At 40.9% G+C, this 25,561-nt stretch carries 23 protein-coding genes and 4 tRNA genes; 16 read left to right on the top strand and 11 right to left on the bottom strand.

What is annotated here, in order from left to right; genetic code table 11:
• Positions 1-136: 136 nt before the first annotated feature.
• The 3 genes from DS737_RS01080 to DS737_RS01090 all read left to right on the top strand — a co-directional run bounded on the left by DS737_RS01080 (position 137) and on the right by DS737_RS01090 (position 2,070).
• Entirely contained in the window at positions 137-967 is an 831-nt protein-coding gene (locus tag DS737_RS01080) for an AraC family transcriptional regulator (protein WP_113996571.1), read from the top strand.
• Between the two features lie 78 nt (positions 968-1,045).
• Complete coding sequence (locus DS737_RS01085) at positions 1,046-1,756, top strand: AzlC family ABC transporter permease (RefSeq protein ID WP_075314511.1); 711 nt, start codon at positions 1,046-1,048, stop codon at positions 1,754-1,756.
• On the top strand, positions 1,753-2,070 hold the full coding sequence (locus tag DS737_RS01090; protein WP_113996572.1) for an AzlD domain-containing protein: 318 nt from the start codon (positions 1,753-1,755) through the stop codon (positions 2,068-2,070). The genes DS737_RS01085 and DS737_RS01090 overlap by 4 nt, the downstream gene beginning before the upstream one ends.
• 48 nt (positions 2,071-2,118) lie before the next feature.
• On the opposite strand, the gene DS737_RS01095 is transcribed toward DS737_RS01090, so the two are convergent.
• Entirely contained in the window at positions 2,119-2,874 is a 756-nt protein-coding gene (locus tag DS737_RS01095; protein WP_113996573.1) for an SDR family oxidoreductase, read from the bottom strand.
• A 108-nt stretch (positions 2,875-2,982) separates the two neighbouring features.
• On the opposite strand from DS737_RS01095, the gene DS737_RS01100 reads away from it, so the two are divergent.
• Together DS737_RS01100 and DS737_RS01105 are read left to right on the top strand one after the other, a co-directional pair.
• Positions 2,983-3,867, top strand: a complete 885-nt coding sequence (locus DS737_RS01100) for a LysR family transcriptional regulator (RefSeq protein ID WP_113996574.1) — start codon at positions 2,983-2,985, stop codon at positions 3,865-3,867.
• Positions 3,868-3,967: 100 nt separating this feature from the next.
• Positions 3,968-4,732: an HD domain-containing protein gene (locus DS737_RS01105; protein WP_113996575.1), complete on the top strand. Its 765-nt coding sequence runs from the start codon at positions 3,968-3,970 to the stop codon at positions 4,730-4,732.
• 141 nt (positions 4,733-4,873) lie between these two features.
• Here the strand turns inward: DS737_RS01105 and DS737_RS01110 are convergent, their stop codons facing one another.
• On the bottom strand, positions 4,874-5,251 hold the full coding sequence (locus DS737_RS01110) for a MerR family DNA-binding protein (protein ID WP_005088550.1): 378 nt from the start codon (positions 5,249-5,251) through the stop codon (positions 4,874-4,876).
• 100 nt (positions 5,252-5,351) lie between these two features.
• On the opposite strand from DS737_RS01110, the gene DS737_RS01115 reads away from it, so the two are divergent.
• A complete protein-coding gene (locus tag DS737_RS01115; RefSeq protein WP_113996576.1) occupies positions 5,352-6,446 on the top strand; it encodes an SDR family oxidoreductase in 1,095 nt (364 codons plus the stop codon).
• A gap of 108 nt (positions 6,447-6,554) precedes the next feature.
• Here DS737_RS01115 and DS737_RS01120 read toward each other — a convergent pair whose 3' ends face one another.
• Positions 6,555-7,442 (bottom strand): SDR family NAD(P)-dependent oxidoreductase, encoded by an 888-nt coding sequence (locus tag DS737_RS01120; protein WP_004641380.1) that lies wholly within the window; start codon positions 7,440-7,442, stop codon positions 6,555-6,557.
• A 249-nt stretch (positions 7,443-7,691) separates the two neighbouring features.
• The gene (locus DS737_RS01125) at positions 7,692-8,969 is read right to left on the bottom strand and encodes an O-acetylhomoserine aminocarboxypropyltransferase/cysteine synthase family protein (protein WP_004641379.1); all 1,278 of its coding nucleotides are present in this window, start codon (positions 8,967-8,969) and stop codon (positions 7,692-7,694) included.
• A 297-nt stretch (positions 8,970-9,266) separates the two neighbouring features.
• Between DS737_RS01125 and ettA the strand changes: the two genes are divergently transcribed.
• Positions 9,267-10,928: an energy-dependent translational throttle protein EttA gene (ettA, locus tag DS737_RS01130; RefSeq protein WP_004641376.1), complete on the top strand. Its 1,662-nt coding sequence runs from the start codon at positions 9,267-9,269 to the stop codon at positions 10,926-10,928.
• 44 nt (positions 10,929-10,972) lie between these two features.
• Here ettA and DS737_RS01135 read toward each other — a convergent pair whose 3' ends face one another.
• On the bottom strand, positions 10,973-11,356 hold the full coding sequence (locus DS737_RS01135) for an AAA family ATPase (protein ID WP_228206835.1): 384 nt from the start codon (positions 11,354-11,356) through the stop codon (positions 10,973-10,975).
• Positions 11,357-11,567: 211 nt separating this feature from the next.
• Between DS737_RS01135 and DS737_RS01140 the strand changes: the two genes are divergently transcribed.
• The 7 genes from DS737_RS01140 (at position 11,568) to DS737_RS01170 (ending at position 19,984) form a co-directional block, all read left to right on the top strand.
• Positions 11,568-11,972: a cation efflux protein, CzcI-like gene (locus DS737_RS01140; protein WP_346772086.1), complete on the top strand. Its 405-nt coding sequence runs from the start codon at positions 11,568-11,570 to the stop codon at positions 11,970-11,972.
• 163 nt (positions 11,973-12,135) lie between these two features.
• The gene (locus DS737_RS01145) at positions 12,136-12,321 is read left to right on the top strand and encodes a hypothetical protein (RefSeq protein ID WP_005087061.1); all 186 of its coding nucleotides are present in this window, start codon (positions 12,136-12,138) and stop codon (positions 12,319-12,321) included.
• 150 nt (positions 12,322-12,471) lie between these two features.
• A complete protein-coding gene (locus DS737_RS01150; protein WP_008941127.1) occupies positions 12,472-12,900 on the top strand; it encodes a cation efflux protein, CzcI-like in 429 nt (142 codons plus the stop codon).
• Positions 12,901-12,954: 54 nt separating this feature from the next.
• Positions 12,955-14,376 (top strand): TolC family protein, encoded by a 1,422-nt coding sequence (locus DS737_RS01155; protein WP_008941128.1) that lies wholly within the window; start codon positions 12,955-12,957, stop codon positions 14,374-14,376.
• A gap of 4 nt (positions 14,377-14,380) precedes the next feature.
• Positions 14,381-15,622: an efflux RND transporter periplasmic adaptor subunit gene (locus DS737_RS01160; protein ID WP_113996578.1), complete on the top strand. Its 1,242-nt coding sequence runs from the start codon at positions 14,381-14,383 to the stop codon at positions 15,620-15,622.
• Entirely contained in the window at positions 15,612-18,755 is a 3,144-nt protein-coding gene (locus DS737_RS01165) for an efflux RND transporter permease subunit (protein ID WP_113996579.1), read from the top strand. Before DS737_RS01160 ends, DS737_RS01165 begins: the two co-directional genes overlap by 11 nt.
• Before the next feature lie 284 nt (positions 18,756-19,039).
• A complete protein-coding gene (locus tag DS737_RS01170) occupies positions 19,040-19,984 on the top strand; it encodes a cation diffusion facilitator family transporter (RefSeq protein WP_005087053.1) in 945 nt (314 codons plus the stop codon).
• A gap of 24 nt (positions 19,985-20,008) precedes the next feature.
• On the opposite strand, the gene DS737_RS01175 is transcribed toward DS737_RS01170, so the two are convergent.
• Positions 20,009-20,347, bottom strand: a complete 339-nt coding sequence (locus tag DS737_RS01175; protein ID WP_004641358.1) for a hypothetical protein — start codon at positions 20,345-20,347, stop codon at positions 20,009-20,011.
• 226 nt (positions 20,348-20,573) lie between these two features.
• Here DS737_RS01175 and DS737_RS01180 point away from each other — a divergent pair, with 226 nt between their 5' ends.
• Entirely contained in the window at positions 20,574-22,193 is a 1,620-nt protein-coding gene (locus tag DS737_RS01180; RefSeq protein ID WP_113996580.1) for a hypothetical protein, read from the top strand.
• A gap of 167 nt (positions 22,194-22,360) precedes the next feature.
• A complete protein-coding gene (locus DS737_RS01185; RefSeq protein WP_004641354.1) occupies positions 22,361-23,296 on the top strand; it encodes a hypothetical protein in 936 nt (311 codons plus the stop codon).
• Positions 23,297-23,352: 56 nt separating this feature from the next.
• Here DS737_RS01185 and DS737_RS01190 read toward each other — a convergent pair.
• The 5 genes from DS737_RS01190 to DS737_RS01210 all read right to left on the bottom strand — a co-directional run bounded on the left by DS737_RS01190 (position 23,353) and on the right by DS737_RS01210 (position 25,547).
• Positions 23,353-23,428, bottom strand: a tRNA-Glu gene (locus tag DS737_RS01190).
• Between the two features lie 31 nt (positions 23,429-23,459).
• Positions 23,460-23,535: transfer RNA gene (locus DS737_RS01195), tRNA-Glu, on the bottom strand.
• A gap of 212 nt (positions 23,536-23,747) precedes the next feature.
• Positions 23,748-25,163, bottom strand: coding sequence for an amino acid permease (locus tag DS737_RS01200; protein ID WP_004641352.1), 1,416 nt, complete (start codon positions 25,161-25,163; stop codon positions 23,748-23,750).
• A 111-nt stretch (positions 25,164-25,274) separates the two neighbouring features.
• Positions 25,275-25,350, bottom strand: a tRNA-Glu gene (locus DS737_RS01205).
• A gap of 121 nt (positions 25,351-25,471) precedes the next feature.
• A tRNA-Ala gene (locus DS737_RS01210) sits at positions 25,472-25,547 on the bottom strand.
• Positions 25,548-25,561 lie beyond the last annotated feature (14 nt).

The raw sequence follows: 25,561 nt of genomic DNA on the forward strand, positions 1-25,561 counted from the left end.
CTTCCTTCGGGAAGGTTTTTTGTTTGGTCGGATTAAGTGATAGATTGATAATGGAAGATAAAACAGCAATTTTATTCTATAAATCTTATCCCATTGCGTTAACCTGATTTGATGCAAAAATCCAAAGGAGGTCGTGATGTCACGTAGACCTCGTGAACAAGTCGATTACTTACACCTCGAAGAACTCGGTGGTTTAGAAATGTTGAAAGCCAGTTACTTTCAGCAGGAGTTCTCTCGGCATGTTCATGAAGGATTTTGTATTGGTGTGATTGAAGAGGGTGCACAACGGTTCTATCGCACAGGTGGCAACCATGTCGCACCACAAGGCGATATTATTTTAGTGAATGCAGATGAGGTGCATACCGGCTCATCAGCCGTCGAAACAGGTTGGCGTTATCGCGCGATTTATCCGACGCCTGAAATTTTCCATGAATTAACCCGCGATCTCACCACTTTACACGGCACAGCACCGTGGTTTAGAGAAGCAGTGTTGCACGATGAAGGTTTAGCACAGCAACTCCGATTACTCTTTGATTTACTTGAACAACCGAATAATACCTTGCTCAAACAAACCTTGTTCTTATCTACGATTGCTTGGTTGGTGTCAAAGTATAGTCAAACTAAACCACTTGCCGCAGATTTGAGTAATACCAAACAGCGCATTCTAAGTATTAAAGAATTAATGGCGAGTATGCCTGAGCAAGAGTTTTCACTCATCGAATTGGCGGAAATGGCAAATTTGAGTCAGTGGCATTTCTTACGTCAATTCAAAAAGCATATCGGACTCTCTCCGCATGCGTGGTTGATCCAAGCACGTTTACAGAAGTCACAAAAATTATTAAGACAAGGTTTGAATTTATCCGAGGTATCGCAGCAGTGTGGTTTCTCGGATCAAAGTCATTTTAGTCGACATTTCCGTCAAACTTTTGGACTTACACCGGGCGGTTATATCGCTTACCTCAAATAAAAATAGCAATTTTATGCAATCTCCAGCGGTTGATTTTTGGCATAGTCACTAGGTTTTTAATGAACTGTTGTGATGTAAATGTTAGGTGAAAGCATAGATGATACGCAGATGTCCGAATCACGGGCATTTTTGAATGGCGCAATCAAGATACTGCCGTTGTGTTTTGCAGTATTACCGTGGGGCTTGCTGGCAGGTTCAATGGCGATTCAAGCGGGGCTTACGACTTTACAAGCTATTGGGATGTCGGCACTGGTCTTTGCTGGTGCTGCACAATTGATGACCTTAGGTTTAGTCATGGCAGGAACACCTGCAATAACCATTATCATTTCCGTTTTTCTGATTACCACGCAGCATTATTTATATGCACTGTATTTACGTGAAGATATTTCTAAGCAACCTTTAAAAGATCGGTTAATGTTGGGCTTTTTGCTGACGGATGAATTGTTTGCAGTGAGTATTAAAAAGCAACCGCATTATATTCATTATCTGCTTGGTGCTGGGCTTTGCTTTTATTTGTGTTGGGTATTATTTAGTATTTGTGGGGTCTTTCTAGCCTCCGCTGTTCCCAATTTAGACCAATATCATCTCGATTTTTCCATCGTTGCGACGTTCATCGCAATCGTGATTCCATTTATAAAAAACTTAAATACTTTGGTTGGTGTACTCGTTTCAGTCACTTTAACGGTGGTATTCCTAAGTTTAGGCTTTAAAAGTGCGGCGATTATGGCAGGGGTGATTGGAATGTTTACAGCAACCTGCTTACAGAATTTTCGGGAGCGTAAAGCATGACTTGGTTTGTCCTGATTATTCTGGCATTGGTGGTGTTTATGAATCGCTATATTTTGCTCGAGCCGAATCTGCCTTTGCGTTTACCCAAATGGTTTCAACAATCTTTGCAATACTCCGCACCGTGTTTGTTGACGGCTATTGCAACACCGATTGTATTTATGGATGAACATGGCGTATTTCGTGAAACTTTATTGAATTCTTATTTTCTGGCGACGATTTTAACGATTTTGATTGCGTATAAAGTCCGTCATACCTTGTTGACGATTATTTTGAGTTTGGCATGTTTTTATGGATTGGTGTTTTGGTTAAATTAAAAGCTTGGGAGCATATAGATTATGCTCCCAGTTTTTATTGCGAATGCCTTAACGCGTGGTGTACCCACCATTGGCGAAAATGGTTTGTCCAGTAATCCACCAGCCATCAGTGACTAAGAAACGTACCAGTGGTTCGATATCTTCGATTTTGGTTAAACCGCCCAACGCTGATGCTGACTTATGATACGCCACTGCTTCAGGTGATTCTTGGCCGTAGAAAAATGGTGTATCCATCGGGCCAGGAGCAACAGCAGTAACAGAAATACCGCGTTCACCAAACTCTTTCGATGCAGCGCGTGTGTAGTGTTCCACAGGGGCTTTTAATCCTTCATAGGTTGAATAAAGACCTGTATAAGCGGCAAGTAAGCTGGTGACAATGGTACAGATTTTCCCATTTGGATTGAGATGGCGGCCAGCCGATTGAATAAAGAAATAGGCAATTTTATTGTTGATGTCATTCATGCCATCAAACTCTTGTTCAGTGGTGTCTAGATACGGCTTTTTGAGCACACGTCCGACAGTATTAATTGCAATATCTATACCGCCAAACTCTGTTTTGGCTTTTACAAATAAGTCTTCAATGTTCTGGATGTTAGATAAATCTGCTTGTACCAAGATTGCTTTAACCCCCAGTGCTTGTGCTGCTTGTAAAGTTTCTTCAGCATCTGATTGTGTTGCGGCACTGTTGTAATGAATCAATAAATTTGCTCCTTGTTCAGCAAATTTACGGGAAATTAATCCACCTAAGTTTTTTGCACCGCCGGTAATCAGTACGGTTTTTCCTTTCAGATCATGTTGTGACATTGCTTTATTCCTCATGTTGTTTTTGCATAAAAAACATCCTAATTGAATTTATTTGTTTGAAATAGTTGTTAGTATTGAACTGATTGTGCAAGAAAGTTGAACAATAAAATGGATAAAATTGAACGTTTAAAGATTTTTTGTCTGGTGGCTGAGAAACAGTCTTTTGCTCAAGCCGCGCTGCAATTGGGTTTGCCTCGTTCAAATGTGACTTATGCGATTCAAGCTTTGGAAAAAGAATATGAAGTATTACTGTTTTATCGAACTACCCGAAAAGTTGCATTAACGCATGAAGGCAGTTTGTTTTATGAGGAGGCGATACGTCTGGTCGCTCAGCTTAAAGAGCTAAATCGTTTTAAAACACAGGTGCGTAGTCAAGAGGGCAAGATCAGTATTGGTATGCCGAAACGCTTGGCAACACAAGTGTTGATTCCTCATCTATCCGCATTTTATCAACGCTATCCTAAAGTCAAAGTGTTGATTAATGGCAGCGATGATTTTTCAAATTTGATTGAACAACAACTGGACTGTGTGGTGCGCGTTGGGCAGGTTCAGGATGAATATTTACTGATTCGACCGATTAAACAGACGCAAATCTGGACTTTGGCATCGCCACAATATTTGGCGGAATATGGTGAGCCGAAGTATTTTGATGCGTTAGAACGGCATTTTGCTGTGGATTACCATGTGGCAAAACATTATCGAGAACGGAGTGAGTTAGCATTTCAAAATCATCGGATTAACATGCCTTATCGTTTACTGGTTGAAAATACAGAAGCCTATATTCAAGCAGGTTTAGCTGGCCTCGGCTTGATTCAGATCCCTGAATTTGATGCGAAAACTTATGTGGAGCAAGGACAATTACAGCGGCTCTTTTCAGATATTCCATGCTTGGAATTGCCTGTAAATATTTTGCTGACGGATCGACAATATCGCCCAAAATATTTCCAAGACTTTATTGACTGGTTAGAGCAACATTTAAAAAAACTACTTTAACTTCTATCAGAACAATACCTCAGATCACTTTGACATGGAGAAAAATTTACAGTAAAACTAAAAATTAGAGTAATTACTCTAATTTTATAGGTGGATAAAAATGCAGATTGGTCGACAAGCATGGATGGCTCAAACTTCAGGTGATTTGTCTTTAAAAGATCGGATGGCTTTATTACGTCATAGCCTATTCCCAGTACTTAAACAAAGCATCAAGATGTATGCGTTAGCAGGTCATTCTAAGCTGAACGCTCGGCAGTTTTTGAGTGTAGAGGATTTACATTTGCCTGATAGTGGTGATGTCAAACAGGCGATCGAAAAGATGCGATCCTGTAGTTCAGTGAGTTTGCAGAATCATTGTTTACGAACATGGTATTACGCTGTGGCATTCTCCAAGTTACAAGGCTTGAGCCATGATGGGGAGTTATTGGCAGTCTCGTGTTTACTACATGACTTGGGGATGACGGAACCGCATTATCAGCATCATGAAAATTGTCGTTGTTTTGCAGGACAGGGGGCTTATGCTGCAAAGGACTGGTCTTTAGTGCAAGGATGGCAAGCACCACGTGTTGAGCAATTATTTGATGTGATCAGTATGCACATGAATCCTTATGTTGCGGTTCATGAAGGGATCGAAGCACATTTACTGCAACAAGCAGCCAGTTGTGATGTGATTGGAAGTCGGGGTTTTGAGTTTTCTACGCAATTTAGACAACAATTATATGCACAATATCCGCGCTTGGACTTTAATCAGCAGATGATTGAATTTACCCAACATGAAGCACTTGTTCGATCAAAATCGCGTACAGCGATGGTAGTTCAAAGTGGTTTTAAGCAGTTGGTTCGTTTTAATCCTTATCATGATTGAGGCAAAAATGATCTTGTGAGAACAAAACTGGTTTAGCTCAATGATTCAGTCACAAGGGTGATCGTATTTTAAATTATAAGTTTTTCAAGACAGAGATCATCAGCATGAAAACGATGTGATTAGGTATTGGGTTGAAATGAATCAATCTATTTGGGGAACTGTACAATCTCTTCTTAAGGGACAGGCTTCGCCTTGTGTAAATCGATTGAGCATATTTTTAATTTGATTTAACTGTGCAATTTTTTCATCAATCATGTTTAGTTTTTCTTGAAAGATATTTTGAACTTGAGGGGCTGGAATTTCATTTTGTTCAGTCATTTGTAGAATTTGTTGAATTTCACTTAATGAAAAACCTAGGTGCTTAGCGGTACGAATCAATTGTAATTGCTGCAGTGTTTGCTCGGGATAATCTTTATATCCATTATTTCGTGTAATAGATTGAATTAATTTTATTTTTTCATAGAAGCGAATCGTATCTCTGCTTAACTGGGCTTGTTTTGCCAATTCTCCAATCAACATGAGGTCACCATTATTATATGTCTGTGATAAAAACTACTTGACCTTTGAGTGTACTCCATCCTTTAGCCTATACCTATCTTTAAAAATAGGAGTTATAAAGGTGGAGAATAAGCAAACCCAATTTAATCAGTTTCAGATCGCTTTAGTGGCTGGAGCAACAGGCTTTATTGGACGTTTCCTCATTGCTGAATTACTTAGTCAAGGCCATCAGGTCTTCGCACTTGTTCGTGATCGAGCAAAGCAGCAAAAAGATATGGAAAACTGGTTAAAAAATAAAAATATCGCATTTGATCAGCTTAGATTCATTCAAGGGGACATTACGCAAGAAGATCTGGCAATTAATCCAAAAGACTGGGAGAAACTTACAACAGTCAATATCTTATATAACGCAAGTGCATTGTTTGCATGGAATCTGAGTATGCGTGAAGGACGAAAGGTAAATGTAGAAGGTGCTTTGAATTTATTAACCTGTGTAAATCAACATTGTGATCTAGTACGTGTGGTACATGTGTCTGGTTATATGCTGACATTACAAGATCATTTACGCCAAGCTGGTGTCTGTATTGATCAACCTGAACAAACCAATTGGCAATGGGTTTATCAGCAATTAGGTACATATGAAGCTTCTAAGATCGAAGCGCATTATGCGTGGATTAAACAAGCGCAAAGCTTGGGTTTAGACTGGACCGTTATTCATCCTGCAACGGTGATTAGTGATGAAGTCACTGGGGAAATACCAGTTAATCAACCGATTGCACACATGATTAGTCTATTAAAGCGAAAGAAAATGAGTGCAATTCCAGCAACACCACAACATTATTTGCCTTTGGTTAGTATTGATTATTTAGTCAAAGTAATAGGTTATGCAGCGACTGAAACTCGTTTAGCTCGATCTGAATTATTGGTTGCTCATGAACAACGTTTAACGCTTGCAGACATGTTTAATATTATGGCTGCACAAGTGGGTCAAAAAGCTCCAACTCGATATGTTTCGTTAGATTTATTAAGAATGATTTTGAAATGGAAATGGCTGGCGCAGAAATTAGAAATGTCTGAAGAAATGTTGGATTTTATTCGAACAGAACCATTGAATGTTTCTGAACTAAAAACTTTGATTCAAAAGTGGAATATTCAGGAGTCTGATTTGGAGAAATCTTTAACAAAGACCAGTCAATGGATTTATCAACATAGCTAGTTGCCGATTAAAACAACAAACTTGTGGATAAGTTTAAACTTATACACATTTTGAAGATCAATGAAAAAAGACCTTCCTCAGAGAGAAAGGTCTTTGTTCACAATCAGATTACCAATGTTCACCTGGGAACAAACGTGCATAGGCACGCTGCATAAGATTGAGCTTCTCTTGCTTACCGACAGATGCGGTTGAGCTTGGGAATAAATTGAAACCAATCGACATCAAGATATTATTAATGTCTGGCGCAACAGCATAAGTAATTGAAGCTAAGCGTCCAAGATTGGTTGCGATTTTCTTCGGACGTTTCACGATTGCATACGCAATCAGATCCGCAGCTTCTTCTGGAGAAAGCGTTGGTACATATTTATAAATCTTTGTCGGTGCGATCATTGGCGTACGTACTAAAGGCATATAAATCGACGTGATTGCGATTTTATGTGAATGCACTTCAGCAGACAAACAACGGCTAAAAGCATCTAAAGCAGCTTTTGATGCAACATAAGCAGAAAAACGCGTTGCATTTGCGAGAACACCGATTGAACTAATATTGATGATTTGCCCATTTTTGCGTTGCATCATATGTGGAAGAAGATTCAACACCAAACGGACTGCACCAAAATAATTGAGTTGCATGGTGCGTTCAAAATCATGGAAACGATCAATCGATTCATGAACTGCACGGCGGATTGAGCGTCCTGCATTATTTACCAGAATATCAATATGATCTACAGCCGCTAAGATGTCCTTTGAAACGGCATCGATAGATTCCATATCATTCAAATCACATGGAAATACAGTTGCTTTGCCGCCCTCAGCTTCAATCTCAGCTTTTACCTCATCCAACTTTTCTTTGGTACGAGCAATCAATAAGACATGTGCGCCTGCTTGAGCAAGGTATTTTGAAACCGTTAAACCAATACCACTTGAAGCACCTGTGACAATGATTGTTTTCCCGTCGACTTTTTGCTGAAAAAGTTTTTTGAGTTTTGCGTTCATGTAAGTGTCCTACATTAATCGAGCTGTTGTTTGCAATGTATCCTTGTTGCGATTAAACATTGCACTTTATTTTGTATTAATATTAACCGATATTTTTTGTTTGTCTAGTGTAAATGTTTGAAAAATAATAGTTTTTTTAGAGTAAAAACTCTAAAACAAGATGTTGTAATAGTTGAAAAAGCAATCATATTCTACTTAATTTGAACAAAAAATAAGCCCCCATCAGGAGGCTCATTGATTTCAATGCGATTAAACCTGTGCGAGAGCCTGTTCAAGATCTGCAATGAGGTCATCGATATGCTCAATGCCAATAGACAAGCGCACTAGGTCCTCACTGACACCTGCCGATTTGAGTTCTTCTGCGTTTAATTGGCGATGAGTTGTGGTGGCAGGATGACACGCTAAACTTTTTGCATCGCCGATGTTTACAAGGCGGGTAAATAACTGTAATGCATCAATAAAACGAGTTCCACCTTCTAATCCATCTTGGACACCGAATGAGAGGATCGCAGAAGGTTTCCCTTTCACATATTTTTGTGCCAAATCATGCTGTGGATGATCTTCTAAACCTGCATAGTTCACCCATTTTACTTTTGGGTGTTGTTTTAAATATTCCGCAATTCTGATTGCATTTTCAGTATGACGTTCCATACGAAGATTTAAAGTTTCTAATCCTTGTAAAATTAAGAACACACTCAAAGGGCTAATTGCTGCGCCTGTATTACGTAATGGAACGACGCGCGCGCGTGCAATATAAGCAGCTTCTCCAAGTGCTTCCACATAATTGACGCCGTGATAGCTTGGGTCAGGGGTATTTAATGCCTTGAAACGTTCTGGATATTTACCCCAAGGAAACTTCCCACTATCCACAATGATGCCGCCAATACTATTGCCATGACCGCCGATATATTTAGTGAGTGAATGAATTACGATATCGGCACCAAATTCAAATGGTTTGAGTAGGGCAGGCGTTGCCACGGTATTGTCCACAATCACGGGTACGCCATATTCATGCGCAATTTTTGAGATCGCTTCAAGGTCAATAATATTACCGAGTGGATTACCAATTGATTCCACAAAAACTAATTTGGTTTTCTCATCAATAATTGAACGTAATGCTTCTGGATTCTGATAATCAAAGAAGCGTACTTCGATACCTTGTTTCGGTAAAGTATGGGCAAATAAATTATAGGTCCCACCGTATAAAGTTGAAACAGAAGCAATATTGTCGCCTGCTTCAGCAATCGTTTGAATCGAGTAAGTGATTGCTGCCATACCAGAGGCTAAAGCTAAAGCGCCAATACCACCTTCAAGCGCTGCGAGACGTTGCTCCAGCACAGCGGTGGTTGGATTCATGATCCGAGTGTAGATATTTCCCTGAACTTTTAAATCGAATAAATCTGCCCCATGTTGTGTGTTATCAAAGGCATAAGACGTGGTTTGATAAATGGGTACTGCGACTGCTTTGGTGGTTGCTTCTGGTGAATATCCCGCATGAATGGCTAAAGTTTCGTCTTTATAAGTCATGTTTACATCATCTATGTGAGTTAAATAATGATCGAGTGTAGCTGAAAATCTGTCCAAAATGGTGCACAATTTATGCGATTTATTGCGTTTTTAATGATATGTATAGCAGCTTATCTTCCCATGAGTTTTGGCTTATCTGTCCAAAGCAATCGCGTAATGTCTTGAAATAGAAAATCCTTTTATTTGTCCCAAACAAAATCTAACTTAACTTCATGTTGATTGGGTTTTCAGCGTATAATACGTGCGATTATTTTTCGCTTTTTGCGATGTGTTGGTTTTTCAATTGAGGAGTCCTGCGTGGCCCAATATATTTATACGATGAACCGAGTGTCTAAAATGGTTCCGCCAAAGCGCGAAATCCTAAAAGATATCTCTTTATCATTTTTCCCAGGTGCAAAAATTGGTGTGCTTGGTTTAAACGGTGCGGGTAAATCTACTTTGCTCCGTATTATGGCGGGCGTAGATAAAGATTTCTCAGGTGAAGCACGCGCGCAACCTGGAATCAAAATCGGTTACTTAGAGCAAGAGCCGCCATTAGATCCAACCAAAGATGTTCGTGGTAACGTTGAAGATGGCGTGCGTGAAGCGCTTGATGCTTTAGAACGTCTTGACCAAGTTTTTGCTGAATATGCGGATCCTGATGCAGATTTTGATGCGCTTGCAAAAGAGCAAGAAAAATTAGAATCTATCATCCATGCTTGGGATGCACATAACCTCAATAATCAGCTTGAAATCGCAGCAGGTGCTTTGAACCTACCTGCATGGGATGCAGATGTATCCTTACTTTCAGGTGGTGAGCGTCGTCGTGTTGCGTTGTGCCGTTTATTGCTTTCGAAGCCAGATATGTTGCTTCTTGACGAACCGACGAACCACTTGGATGCAGAGTCTGTATCGTGGTTAGAACGCTTCTTGAAAGATTTCCCTGGCACGATCGTTGCGATTACGCATGACCGTTATTTCTTGGATAACGTTGCTGAGTGGATTCTTGAGCTTGACCGTGGGCATGGTATTCCATACCAAGGCAACTATACTTCTTGGCTTGAACAGAAAAATGCGCGTTTAGAGCAGGAACAGAAGCAAGAAGAATCTTTTGCAAAAGCATTGAAAAAAGAACTTGAATGGGTTCGTTCAAATGCGAAAGGCCAGCAGAAGAAAAACAAAGCACGTATGGAACGTTTTGAAGAGCTTAACTCTAAAGAATTCCAACAACGTAATGAAACGTCTGAAATCTATATTCCACCTGGTCCACGTTTAGGCAACAAGGTTGTGGAAGTGGAAGGGATCAGCAAATCATTCGATGGTCGCTTATTGTATGAAAACTTAAGCTTCAGTGTACCGCCTACAGCAATTGTGGGTATCGTTGGTCCAAACGGTGCGGGTAAAACCACTTTATTCCGTATGATGACTGGTGAACAGCAACCTGATACCGGTACTGTGACTTTAGGTGAATCAGTTAAAGTCGCTTATGTCGGTCAGATTCGTGACACCTTGGATAACAACAAAACGGTTTGGGAAGAAGTTTCTGGCGGTTTAGATATCCTGAAAATTGGTGATTACGAAATTGCATCACGTGCTTATATCGGTCGCTTTAACTTTAAAGGTCAAGATCAGCAGAAACGCGTAGGTGAATTGTCGGGTGGTGAACGTAATCGTTTACAACTTGCCAAGATCTTACAGATGGGTGCAAATGTGATCTTACTGGATGAACCATCAAACGACTTGGATATCGAAACTTTACGTGCACTTGAGGATGCAATTCTTGTATTCCCTGGTACTGTGATGGTGGTATCGCATGACCGTTGGTTCCTTGACCGTATTGCAACGCATATTCTGTCATTTGAAAATGAGCAGCCTGAATTCTACACAGGTAACTATGCAGAATATGAAGCATATCGTCAGTCACGTTTGGGTGATGCTGCAACAACGAAACGCTCTAAATATAAGAAAATTTCGGGCTAAGACCTGATTGATAAAAAACCAGCCTGAGGGCTGGTTTTTTACTTTTATACAAAAATGATACTTGTAAATCCTTCATCTAGTGTTGGGGATTCTATGGCTGCGAAAACATTCTTGAGAGCCTGTTCATCAACCTTGGTATCTAAGGTTCTATTGTTATTTCGTTCTAGACAAATCGATAAAGGTGTTTTGAACATCACTGCCACACATTCAATATTATGGAAACGTGCGATTTCTAGAATAGGTGCTCTTTCCTCTTTTTTGACTAAGATGGCATCAAAAATAATATTATAAGGCTCTTCCTTTATTTTTTCGTCAGCCCAAGTACTTTTACCAGCAGCTTGGCAACCAATCAAGACATAAACGATTTGTACGCTTGAGTTGTTAATGATTTCATTTTCCAAGTCATGAAAGCATTTTGCCCATGCCATCTGATTTCGTTCACTTGTGAAGACTCTACCTGAGACAGTTTCTAAATAGTGGTCGGGGTTGATATGCATAAGAAAATTATTATTTTTGAGCAGAGGGAAATATTGATAGTTTAAGCCTAAAATTTAAAATTATTTAGTTTTTGTTTAATGTAATTTTATTACATCAGCTTTCGTTGCTATAGTTAATCTGATTTTGAACAGTTGATCAAACATGAGACGTTCACTTGTATTCATGACACTCTTGCTAAGTTTGTTCATGTTCCAAAGTATTTGGAATGTGGCGGCCGCGTATTGTGGTCATGAAGTTACAACTCAGCAGACCGTTTCGGTTAATCATTTTGGTCATCATGCGTTGGATAATTCTAAAGAGCAAACGAATTCTTTAGTCGCAGTTCAAGAGGCCGATGCTTCATGGTTGTTGAACGTGCAAGATCATCACGATCATTTGCCAACATGTTTTCATGCAATTGTTATTCAAGAACAACAGCAATTGAAGCAACCAATTCTACGGATACATGAATTAGAACAAAAATATAACTGGTCCAATCATTACCAGTCGCCATATCTAACAAGCTTAAATCCCCCTCCAGTCTTTGCCCCGCTATTGGTGGGGTAGTTTCAAAATACTCACCAGAAAGCTCTCTATTTCAATACGTCATTTCACCATTTTGCTAGGTAAATGATTGAAGTAGATCATAAATGAACAATTTTATTCATTTTGTTTGGAGGTCAAATCCTCGAATCAGATGAATCAAAAACATTTAAATCAGGTGAAGATAATGTTGATTCAATTTAATAAAAAACTATGTTTTATGGTGTTATTCCTTTCAGCAAGCTTGGCAAATGCAGATGGAGGTTTGATTTTCTTAGAAAGAAATCTTCAGTCTCAACAAGAAATGAAAGCAAATGTCGAACATGACATTAAGCACAGCAACACCAAGCATAAGTGTAAATCATCGGGTTAATTTTTTAGGGGACTGCTCGGCAAGTGAGCAGTCCCCGACTGTCAAAATGTATTGATTAGTTTTTGTGAATCTTGCGTTTTTAAAAAGATTTTAGTGCTGAATGGAGAGATGTAATTTTATTACATCAAACTTCCTTGCTATAGTTCAGTTGTGCAATTTTTGACTAAAGAGAAAACTTTGCGTCGATCAAGTATTTTTATAACCGTCTTGCTCAGCCTTTTCATATTCCAAAGCCTTTGGAATGTGGCGGCAGCTTATTGTGGTCATGAAAGTACAACGCAGCAAACTGTTTCTGTTGGTCATTTCGGTCATCATGTACCAGAAAATATAGATGTGACGGAAATATCTGTCTTGAAGATAAATCAAGATTCAAGTGATTTGCCGATGCCATTAAGTTTGCAAGATCACCATGATCATTTGCCATCCTGTTTTCATGTCGTGGTTACTGAAGCACAGCAACAGCTTGATCATCTTGTTTTGAGTGATCATGAGACAAAACAAAAATATTATTGGTCTAATTCTTATCAGTCTCCGCATCTATCTGGATTAAATCCGCCGCCGCTACTAACCCCGCTATAGGTGGGGTAGCCGAAAAATAGCCCACCGCATCTTCTTTTATTTGCGGGGCTTTATATGTCTTTTAATCTATCTCAGCGTATCGGTACGTTGAAAAATCACACGCTCAATCCTGCGACGCATTCCATTGCTTTGAAATATTCGGTATTGGCTTTAATTGCGGTGCTTTCCAGCCAATCCGTTTTGGCGGAATCATTATTAAATGCGAATCAATCATCGATCACTATCGCACAGCAAAATGCGAGCTTTGACGGGGTGTTAGCGCGCGTTCGCAACTATCAAAATCAACAATCCAGTTGGCAAACACAGCAACAAATGGCGAGTGTGCAACTTAAGCAAAGTGCTCTGTGGGCCAATCCTAGTCTTTCGGTCGAACAAACAGGCTTGCAAAGTGATCAGGATCGCGAACTGTCCATTGGTATTTCACAACCTTTAGATCTATTTGGGCAGCGAAAGGCCGCGCAAAAGGTCGCGAAGCTTTCTGCTCACCAAGTAGATTTGTCACAGCAGCGTTATAACGCTGAATTGGAATTAATTGTTGAATATGTATGGTCTCAAGTCGCGTTATTGCAATTGGAAAAGGCAGCGATCGCTGAGCAATTACAGGTGAGTCAGCAGAACTTAGAGGCAACTGAAAAACGTTATCAAGCTGGGAGTATTGCCCAAGTCGATGTTGAGCGGGTTCGTATGGCACATCTTGAGAACCAGCGACTTAGCCAACAAGCAGATTTACAGCTCCAAGTTGCGCAAAAACAGTTGGCTGGATTATGGGGGGAAAGCACGCCATCTTTTTCGATTCAGCCCAATGTAAATGAGCTTTGGACGCAGGCAATGACCATTCAAACTGTGTCTGAACAAAATCAGAACCTTTTTGAACAAGGCTTACAGCTCGAAACGCAGCGTCAACAGGCGCATATTGAACAGCTCAAAGCGCAGTCGCGTCCTCAACCAACGATGACTTTGGGGGTAAATCGTACGCGTTCGGCAGACCAAAATACTGAAAGTCAAATTCGATTAGGTGTAGAGATCCCACTCAATATTTTTAATTCACAAAAATATGGAATCCAAATTGCGCAAGCTAAACAGACTTTAATTCAACAACAGCAGCGTTTTTATCGTCAGCAAAATCAGTTGGATATCGATCTTCGCATGACTGAGTTAAAAGCCTTGCAAAGCCAATATCAACAATTGAGTGATCAGCAAATACCGTTAGCGATACAAGTTCAACAAAAAACCTTGCAAGGTTTCAGGTTGGGTAAGTTTTCCGTGACTGATGTTCAGCAAGCCACAATCCAGCTACAAGACGTTCGTTTGCGTAAAGTCCAACTGCTCAAGCAAGCATGGCAACTCAATATCGATGTGCAAACGGCACGTATGGGGCTTTCCTCAGATCAGATCACTGCTAAAGATGCATTGATGCAACTCAATCAACGTATGTGGCAACAAGCAAGTGCTTTCCCAAGCCAAGTCGGAGAATAATGTAATGAAGATGAAATCAAAAATGCCTAAGCAATGGGTTTGGATTGCAGTCATCCTTGTTGTTACAGGTTTTCTCGCAACAGTTTTACTCTGGGAAAAAGGCAGTAAGCCACAAAGTGAACAAGGTCATTCTCATCAGGAAAATGAGGCAGATGAACATACAAGTGAGGCATCAACTGAGGAGCATGATGAAGATGGTCTGAGTTTGACCTTAGAGCAAATGCAACAGCATAACTTGAAGCTTGCTCAAGTGGCTATGGGTGAGGTCAATCAGATTCAAAGTTATCCTGCGAAACTGGTTGTTAATACGGATCGACAAGCTCATGTGTCGCCAAGTTTTGCGGGACGAGTTGAATCGGTTTATGTCGAATTAGGGCAGCAAGTGAAACGTGGTCAAGCATTGGCAAATCTTCTCGTGCCAGATTTGGTTGATCAACAAGCCAACTTGCAAATTGCGCAAACCAATTTGGAACTTGCAAAGCAAGATTATGAGCGTGAACGAAGCTTATGGTCACAAGGAATTTCAGCTAAGCAAGAATACCAACGTGCTTACAATGCCTATCGCCAAGCACAAATCCAAGTTCAAGCTGCACGTTCACGTTTAACGGCTTTTGGCGCTGGTTCAGGGTCGAATGGTCGATATACCTTAACCGCACCCATTAGTGGTGTAATTAGCAATAAAGATATTGTGATTGGAGAAAATGTTCAACTCGCCGACCAATTATTTACCATTGATCAGCTAGATCAATTGTGGTTGGAATTTGTGTTGCCGACTATGGCGAATGTCAATGTGCAACCAAACCAACAGATTCGATTTAAGTCACTACAAACAGGCAATATTTTTAATGCTCAAGTACAAAGCCTGACAACAGAAGCTGATGCACAAACAGGTCGTTTACAGGTTCGTGCCAAAGTGCAATCCAATGCGACTGAATTGCGTCCAAATCTCATGGTGAATGTGGAATTACAATCTGGTTCAACTGCATCAGTGATGCGTGTGAGTGCAGAGGCAATTCAACAAGTTGATGGCAAGCAGGTGGTATTCGTTGCAGAGAAAAATCAGGATAAAGGTTTTGAGTTTAAAGCAGTTCCAGTACAAATTGGGCAGCGAAACATTTCAGAGAGGCAGGATGGTGAGTGGGTTGAAATTAAGCAAGGTTTAAGTGTTGGACAATCCTATGTCGCAGCAGGCAGTTTCTTACTGAAATCGGAACTTGAGAAAGGAGAAGCGGAACATGACCACTAATTCTTCTCAGTTACCTAAACCCGAAGGGCTGTTTGATCGTTTGATCCAGTTTGCGATTCGCAATGCCATTTGGGTCATGCTCTTTGTGATGACATGGATTGCCATTGGTGTCTGGAGTTATCAAAAACTGCCGATTGATGCGGTACCTGATATTACCAATACGCAGGTACAAATTAATACTCAGGCCAATGGTTATACTGCTTTAGAAGTTGAGCAAAGGATTACTTATCCGATCGAAACAGCGATGGCTGGTATTCCGAATCTGGAACAGACGCGCTCAATTTCGCGCTATGGTCTATCCCAAGTGACCATTATTTTTAAAGATGGTACGGATATTTACTGGGCACGACAGTTGATTAATCAGCGTTTGCAGGAGGCTGATGGGCAGTTGCCTGATGCAGTTGATCCTGTGATGTCGCCGATTTCCACAGGACTTGGAGAGATTTACCAATGGGTGATTAAAGCCAAAGCCGATGCCAAAAAAGAGGACGGAACACCCTATACGGCTATGGACTTGAGAGAGATCCAAGACTGGATCGTACGGCCTCAATTACAGCGAGTCAAAGGTGTAGCCGAAATTAATAGCATTGGTGGCTATAACAAAACCTATATTGTTTCTCCCGATTTAAAGCGGTTGCAGCAACTCCAGATTTCCTTAACCGAGTTCCAAACGGCGTTACAGGAAAATAATGAGAACCGTGGTGCTGGCTTTATTGAAGAAAATGGTCAGCAGCTCACAGTGCGTGTACCGGGGATGTTGAGCAGCGTTGAAGATATTCAAAATATTACGGTCAGTGTTAAAAATGGTCTACCCATCCGCGTCGCAGATATTGCATCGGTTGCGATTGGACATGATTTACGTACGGGCGCGGCAACCTATAATGGCGAGGAAACCGTTCTTGGCATTGCCATGATGATGATGGGTGAAAATAGCCGTACCGTTGCCCAAGCCGTTGATGCGAAAATCCAAGAAATTCAAATGACCTTGCCAAAAGGTGTTGAGATTGAAACGGTCTATGATCGTACCAGTCTCGTGAATAAAGCCATTAAAACAGTTCAAAAAAACTTAGTAGAAGGTGCGATTCTCGTCATCGTCATTCTATTTATTTTCTTGGGAAATTTCCGAGCAGCACTAATTACAGCCTGTGTTATTCCACTCTCAATGTTATTTACACTTACAGGAATGGCAGAGCAGAACATCAGTGCCAACTTGATGAGCTTGGGTGCATTGGATTTCGGGATTATCGTCGATGGCGCAGTTGTCATTGTAGAGAACTGTATTCGGCGATTGGCAGAAGCACAGCATCATGCAGGGCGGTTATTAACCCGACAAGAGCGTTTTAAAGAAGTCTTTCTTGCGGCAAAACAGGCACGGAAACCTTTATTGTTTGGGCAAGCCATTATTATGGTGGTGTATTTACCTATTTTCGCTTTAACAGGTGTTGAGGCCAAGATGTTCCACCCCATGGCGATGACTGTCGTGATGGCATTGCTAGGCGCAATGATTCTGTCGGTCACTTTTGTACCTGCCGCAGTTGCGTTATTTGTCACGGGTGAGGTGAAAGAGAAAGAATCGCGTTGGATGCAAGTTTTAAAAGGAAAATATCAACAGCTTTTAGATCTGGCTTATCAGTTTAGGTTGGTCGTGGTGACTTTAGCGATCAGCATTTTGCTGTTGACGGGAATTTTAAGCACCAAGATCGGGAGTGAGTTTGCGCCTCAGTTAAGTGAGGGGGATTTTGCCGTGCAGCAAATGCGTTCTCCAAGTACAGGTTTAGAGCAGTCTTTGCGGATGCAAGAAACCACTGAAAAGTTGATTCTGAAAAACTTCCCTGAAGTAAAAGCAATTTTTGCACGAACAGGAACGGCTGAGGTGGCAACCGATGTGATGCCGCCTAATATTTCAGATGCGGTGATTTTATTAAAGCCGAAAAAGGAATGGGAGAATCCCAAAGAGAGCATTGATGAATTACGTACAAGAATGCAAGCCTTTTTGGCAACGATTCCTGGTAATAACAGTGAGTTTTCCCAACCGATTGAATTGCGTTTTAATGAGTTGATCTCAGGCATACGTAGTGATGTTGGTATCAAGGTTTTTGGTGATGATATGGATGTATTGAATACGCAAGCTCAAGCAATTGCGCAAAAAGTACAGAATATATCCGGTGCGACAGCGGTAAAAGTCGAACAAACCAGTGGATTACCTGTATTAAATGTGGAGATTAATCACGCTTTGGCTGCGCAGTATGGTTTATCCGTAAGAAGTATTCAGGATGTTGTTGCTGCGAGTGTAGGTGGACAAAATGTTGGGCAAATCTTGCAAGGAGATCGTCGTTTTGATTTTGAAATTCGTTTGCCAGACAACCAACGTACCGCACAAAGCTTGGCACAACTCCCAATCCAGTTACCGAATGGTGGTTTAGTTCAATTGCAAGACGTCGCCAAAGTCGAAACGATTTCTGGTATGAGTCAAGTCGGTCGTGAAAATGGTAAACGTCGAGTCATTGTCACTGCAAATGTGGAAGGACGTGATTTAGGTTCATTTGTTCAAGAGTTACAAGCCACATTAAAACAGCAACCTTTACCCGCGGGCTATTGGCTGGAATACGGTGGGCAGTTTGAAAACTTGGCATCGGCGGCTGCACGTATGCAGATCGTGATTCCATTGGCATTGATTGCGATTTTTACTTTATTGATGGCGGTATTCCATAACTTTAAAGAAAGCTTGCTCGTATTTAGTGGCGTGCCATTTGCCTTGTCTGGTGGACTGGTTGCATTGTGGCTACGAGATATTCCATTGTCGATGTCTGCAGGTGTCGGTTTTATTGCGCTTTCAGGTGTTGCGGTACTGAACGGATTGGTGATGCTGAGCTTTATTAAAGAACTACGTGATCAATTCGATCTGCATATTGCCACATGGCAAGGCGCGATTTTACGGTTACGCCCTGTTTTGATGACTGCTTTTGTGGCATCACTGGGTTTTATTCCGATGGCGATCGCAACGGGTACAGGTGCTGAAGTTCAGCGTCCACTAGCAACAGTGGTGATCGGTGGAATTATTTCATCGACTTTACTGACTTTGGTGATCTTGCCTGTGGTCTATCGTTGGATGAATGAGAAAGCGACAAATTAAATGAGTGTGGGTTCATATCTCATCGTATGGGGTCTGAATAGACATTACTCTACTTTTCAGAGATGAAAAGTAGCAAAAATCTTTTGTAGGTCTGACGGCACATCCTTGATGCCGCAGACCTACGGGTGGCATCCATGCCACCGCCACGATCGTAAATTTTGGTTGGAGATGTAGTATTGAAAATTTTGGACAATTTGTTGCACTTCATCAATCATATGTATGCATGATTTGAGATAGTGTAGTTAGAAAGATATTTGAATTTAAACAATTATAAGGAGTCCAACATGAGTGGACATCAAGGTCATGATCACAGCCATGCAGCTGTAACTGAAGGCAATATAAAAAAACTCACAATCGCGCTTATTCTGACATCAACGTTTTTAGTTGTAGAAGTGATTGCAGGTTTAATCACACAAAGTTTAGCGCTGTTGTCCGATGCTGCACATATGTTTACAGATGCTGCTGCACTGGCGATTGCTTTGGCTGCGATCCAAATCGCAAAACGACCGGCAGATAATAAACGCACTTTTGGTTATCAGCGTTTTGAAATTCTCGCGGCATTATTTAATGCCTGTATGCTGTTTTTTGTTGCGATGTATATTTTGTATGAAGCCTATCAGCGTTTTACTCAACCACCTGAAATTAATAGTTTAGGTATGCTGATTGTGGCATCACTGGGTTTAGTGGTGAATCTGATCTCGATGAAAATGTTGATGTCCAGTGCTTCAGAGAGTTTAAATATCAAAGGTGCATATTTAGAAGTACTCAGTGATGCTTTGGGATCAGTCGGCGTTATTGTGGGTGCAATCGTGATTTATTACACCAATTGGTATTGGGTTGATACAATTATTGCGGTAGCAATTGGATTCTGGGTACTGCCGAGAACATGGATTTTATTGAAGCAGAGTATCAATATCTTATTGGAAGGCGTACCTGAAGAAATCGATATTGAAAAATTAAGGAATGATTTATTGGCATTGGATGGCGTTGAAAGCATTCATCAACTTAAGGTGTGGGCGATTACGTCTAAAAATATTCATCTGACGGTCCATCTATTTGCACCTCATGCCGATCGTAATCAATTACATCGAGCGGCCACGGAGATGCTGGCACATCAACATGAAATCAGGGAAATGACGATACAAATCGAAGATGATGCAGAAATGAATTGTGAACACACACATCAACATGATGCCAAATCTGATACAGATCATTCACATCAGCATTAAGCTGATGTGAATTTTTGACGGTGCTTAGTTGTGCCAGTCATGACCACAGTCACGGCATTTCCAATGTTTTTGTGCTTGCATGAAAGCTTGCATTGAAATTTTAAAATCTGGTAGATCACGCCAAAATAAACCACCTGCAATCACACAGATCACAAATACTACAATCGTTGTGATTTGAAGTCCTTGACCTGCACCATTACCAAAAATCCACATGGCAATACTAATCAGTACCAAGATCAGTAAAATAAAAATAGCAGGAACCAAAAGAACTAAGCTTTTTGGCACGTTAGGGCGTGGACTATTTGCACCCTGACTGGCAGGCATTATTTTTACGCTTTGACATTTAGGACAACGGTATTGCATAGATTTTTCCTATTGTGTTTTGAGTAGTTTAGCGAAAAAACCGCAAAAGCTAAAATCTAGAAATGTTTAAATCGTCAAATTTAGATGACCGAAAGGTGGGAGAATTGCTCAAGTCTTTATTTCACTATTTTAAACCCACCTGCATCTCGTCTAAACATGGTCGCTAATCGACATGAACTCATGCTAAGTTGAAGCTAAATTGGCTGAATAGTGCGCAAGGAAAGGCATGTTACCGACCAAAATTCTCAAATTACGTTTGGCACGGATTGCCAAAGGAAAAGCACATCTTTCCACACAAGATAAACTCATGTTAGTCACTATGGAAAGCCCAGATCTGAGTGCTCACTTTATTTTACGTTTATTTAAAATGTCATTGCCAAAGCAATGGAAATTTAAACATGAGACAGCAGAAGACATCTTTTACTCAACGCAATTGATCGAATTGATCGAGACAGAGTTGATCGCTGCTTATGAAATGCATGCACGGAAATATGCTTGGTATGAACAGTGCTTGATGTATCTCTTGAACTTCGTGGTATTACATCCCACACAGCAGCAAATCAATGCGTATCTACGACAGCTGGATCAGTGCTTAGATCAAGCACCTAAAATTGATTTGTTAAAGTATTTTCAGCAGCATTATCCCAGCACTCAACATGCAATTGCTTTGGCAAAATCTTATGCTGGTGCTGAACAATATACTCAGGCAATCGAACAATATGAATGGGCAATGCAACATGCGACCCAACCCAATGAAGTGGCTTTTTTTGCTTATGTAAATTGTTTGATTCAACGGCAACAACAATATCGAGCTGATGTAAGTGATGTGGCTTATGCGATTGATCTGCTATGTCGCTATAAAAAGCCAATTGATCAAAAAGCCTATCGAAAAACAATTCAAAGTGCAGTCACCACATTTTTACCACCTGCGACTCTCCAAAGCCGCGCTGTAGAAACGCATGTGTTAGCAGATGTTGGACGCAGTTTAAATGCTATAGGCAAATCGATGGGTGGGATATTCGGGAGCAAAAATGTCGATATTCCTTATAGCCAGCAGGTGATCGAAAGTGCGCCCCAGTTATTAATGGATTCACATATTGTAGAAAGTTTAATTCAATCTGATCTCATGCAAGTTGCAATGCAGCGCCTATGTGGATCATCATCAATTGAGCAAACGGTCTCGACACATCTTTTGGGGAATTTATGGCTATTGCTCAGTCAAAACAATCAAGCACTTTCATTAGTCACTCAATCATTACGCAGCAATCAACTACGTGAGTTGCTGAATGATCATCAGCTTAAGACAACTTCGTCATTGGAACTTGGTGACATTCAAACTATTCTTGATCAAGGCTTAGTGGCTTATCTAGGCGATGCTCGACTTGATAAGCATCATCCTGAGCGCTCTATATTGTATGCGCAGCGTGATGAGTTGGTTGCGGAAATGATTGGGTTGGCGATTTGGTTTCAACAAACTATTCTTTATCCGTTCGCTGACCAACAAGCTCGACAATTGCAGGAAATGCAAAAACATTTGGGTGAGCAATTGAATAACATGACTTTATCCAGTGGATTATTTGCTTATCAATACGAGAAGCAACAACGAGCACAGGATTTATGTGTTTGGTTACAACGGAAATTGGACAAAGGCACAGAGTTCGAAAAAATACAGGCTGCGTGGGTGAGCTTAAGGGAATTGAAACATTTTCATTTGGATGAGGGAGAAGAAAAGATCGCACAGTTACAGCGAAGTTTAGAACACTATAGACAAATCCGTTTAAAACAGATTGTCATGGTACAACCAACGGTCGCTATATCTCCTGTACAACAGCATGATGACCAGTAGGTAAAATAAAACTCAATGTTGAGTGGTTAAAACTTGATGTTATGCAACAAAAATAAGCAAATCGCTTTCTGTTGCATGCTAATCTAGAAAGAAAGATTCGAACTGTTCAAAAAGTGAATCGTCACGAATAACAATGAACGAGTAAGAAAGGGAAGAGGGAGAACATCTTGAATCGACAAGATGATAAAAAGGCAATGTTCGATATTATGCCTGCCGACACAGCATCATCTGATGAGAAGCCATCATTGTCACGTCGCCTAATTAATAAAACGCTACAACACGCACAGGATGCGGTAGAGTTTGCCAGTGATACATCTCGTAATATCGCAGAGGTGGCTGATGCAGCATTAGATGCTTTAGATCACGTCACGCATCATACTAAACGTGGTGTAGAGGGGGTACGAAACTCTGTGCGCGGTATGGTGACTGAAACCAGTGAAGCAGCACGTCAAGTTGCATTGAGTATGGCACGTGCTTCGTTGGGGCGAAGCAGCCTAACCTTGTATCTTCCCGAAATGTTACTCAATAATCAGATTAGAAAGCGGATTGATCGCAGTGAGATCGATGATATTAAAGTCGAGTGTGGAAATGATCGCTTTCACATTGAATTGGATGGACATTATCATCGCTTCTTGTACCGTTTATCACTTGAGTTTAATGTCTTGGAGTGTCGTATCGGTCAAGAAAAATATCTGCGATTGCGTCAGGTTGACGAACATCTAGATCTACAAGTTCGTCATGGCGGTACACTCACCAACTGGGCAACACGGCGAGTTGGTAATATCAGTTTTGATCTGATTAATTCATTACCTATTCCTTTTCTGATCAATCATTTGATTCGTGATGTGCCTGGTATTCAAAAAGAAGGGCATCGCATTTGGTATATCGATCTTGAAGAAGCAGGTTTTATTGACTTTATTAACAATCGTTCATGGATGGTTGATAAGTTATTAAATTTAACCGACTTTAGTATTTTACCTGGTTTGAATATTTTGCAAGAAAGCCGTGAGTTGGTACAGCAGTTGGTTGATCAATTTGAAATTCGTGGGTTGCGTGTTCAATCAGGACGTTTGGAAGTGCAAGTTGGTATTGGTATCGAATAGCAAATACAACATATAGATAGAAAAAAACCACTGTCATGCAGTGGCTTTCTAGAATTTGGCGTCCCTACGGGGATTCGAACCCCGGTTACCGCCGTGAAAGGGCGATGTCCTAGGCCTCTAGACGATAGGGACTTATATGAGGCATACATCTGAAACTATAAATTGGCGTCCCTACGGGGATTCGAACCCCGGTTACCGCCGTGAAAGGGCGATGTCCTAGGCCTCTAGACGATAGGGACGTTTCAGAGGTGGGCGTATATTAGGGTGAATTAAGTGGGGTGTCAAACACTTTTCCGCATAAAATTTAAAAAAATAGAATGAGTGTCTAAAAATAAAACATATTGAGGAATAAATAATCAAAAATAAGCAGTTATATCTAAATTTATGATCATTCTGATTTTATGGTGGTATAAAAAAATGCAGACTAAGCTGCATTTTTTATAGGTGCTTATTATGTGCGATCACGGTAGAACATGTAATAGCTCAAATAACATCCTGCGATAAAGATTAAACAAGCAATAAAACCAGCATGCATTTCTGGATCTGCGGCCATACTTAACCCTGTAATTGTACAGAAAACAAAACCTAAGATTGGCACGATTGGATATAGTGGCGCAGCAAATTTCAAATCCTTTGCCGTATAACCCGCTTTATACCATTGGCGTCTAAAGTTAAATTGACTCCAACAAATACACATCCATACGATTACCATGGTAAACGCAGCAACACCTAAGAGATTTTTAAAGATGGTTTCAGGCGCATAGTGTTCTGATAAAAGCCCTGGTATCGCACCAAACATGGTCACCACAAGCGCGATAATCGGTGTGCCGCCCTTAGATAATTTTGAGAAAACACTTGGCAGTTGGCGTTGATCTGATAGAGACCACATCATACGTGATGCTGCATAAAGCCCTGAGTTCGCTGCAGAAAGTAATGCGGTAATAATCACAAAACGGATGATGTCATCTGCATATGGGATACCAATATAATTAAATACCGTGACGAACGGGCTGCTACTAACGCCCTCACCGCCCAAGCCTGCAATTTCAAAAGGCAATAAGGCACTAATGACGATAATGGTACCCACAAAGAAAATTAATAAGCGCCAAATCGCTGCATTAATCGCTTTAGGTACATTTACAGCTGGATCTTTAGTTTCACCCGCAGCGACCCCAATCAACTCTGTGCCAGAGAAGGCAAAGTTGACAATCAGCATTGTGGTAAAAATTGGAATGAGACCCTGAGGAAACCAACCGTGTGAGGTCAAGTTATGAAACAACGGAGCCGATTCTTTGCCTTCGAAAGGAATTAGACCAAAAATGGCTAGCAATCCAAGGATAATAAAGGCAATGACGGTCACAACCTTAACCAAAGCTAACCAAAACTCAGATTCTGCAAAGATGCGAGTAGAACTCAGATTTAGCCCGAAAATAGTCACTGCAAAAATAATGGTCCAAATCCACATCGAAATATGTGGAAACCATTCCTGCATGAGCAGAGCCGCAGCGGTAAATTCTGTACCTAAGGTTGCCGTCCAAGTGAGCCAGTATAGCCAAGAGACCATATACCCTGTGCCTGGACCAATATAGTGTTTGGCGTATGTACCGAAAGACCCTGCTACAGGCATATGTACGGCAAGTTCACCGAGGCATAACATCACCATGTAGGCGATTAAACCACCTAGAATATAAGCGAGAATTGCACCAATCGGTCCTGTTTGGGCGATAACTTCACCCGAACCTAAGAATAGCCCTGTACCAATCGCACCACCGAGAGATAGCATCACTAAGTGGCGAGTACTCATTGCGCGTTTTAATGTTTGTGGCGCATTTTGATCCTGATGAGTATTTGAGTTGGAAGATTGCATACGACAATTTGTCCAAACATGGAGAAGCGGCTATTTTATGTAAAATTCGGAAATGTGCAATCCGATTAATGGAAAGATTGTGAGAAAAATATAATTATTAGAGAAAGAATATGGCGTCCCTACGGGGATTCGAACCCCGGTTACCGCCGTGAAAGGGCGATGTCCTAGGCCTCTAGACGATAGGGACAGATGAGGCATGGTTTGTGTTCAATAAAATATTGTACACATTTAAACTGAGCTTGCCTGTGCACAGCGTAGCTGTTTGCTTAAATTTTAAGGAAAAGTTTTACTTTTCTAATCTTAAAATTTGGTGGAGCCAAGCGGGATCGAACCGCTGACCTCTACAATGCCATTGTAGCGCTCTACCAACTGAGCTATGGCCCCAGTTTGTGTGAGGG

The organism is Acinetobacter haemolyticus, from assembly GCF_003323815.1.
GTDB classification, from domain to species: domain Bacteria; phylum Pseudomonadota; class Gammaproteobacteria; order Pseudomonadales; family Moraxellaceae; genus Acinetobacter; species Acinetobacter haemolyticus.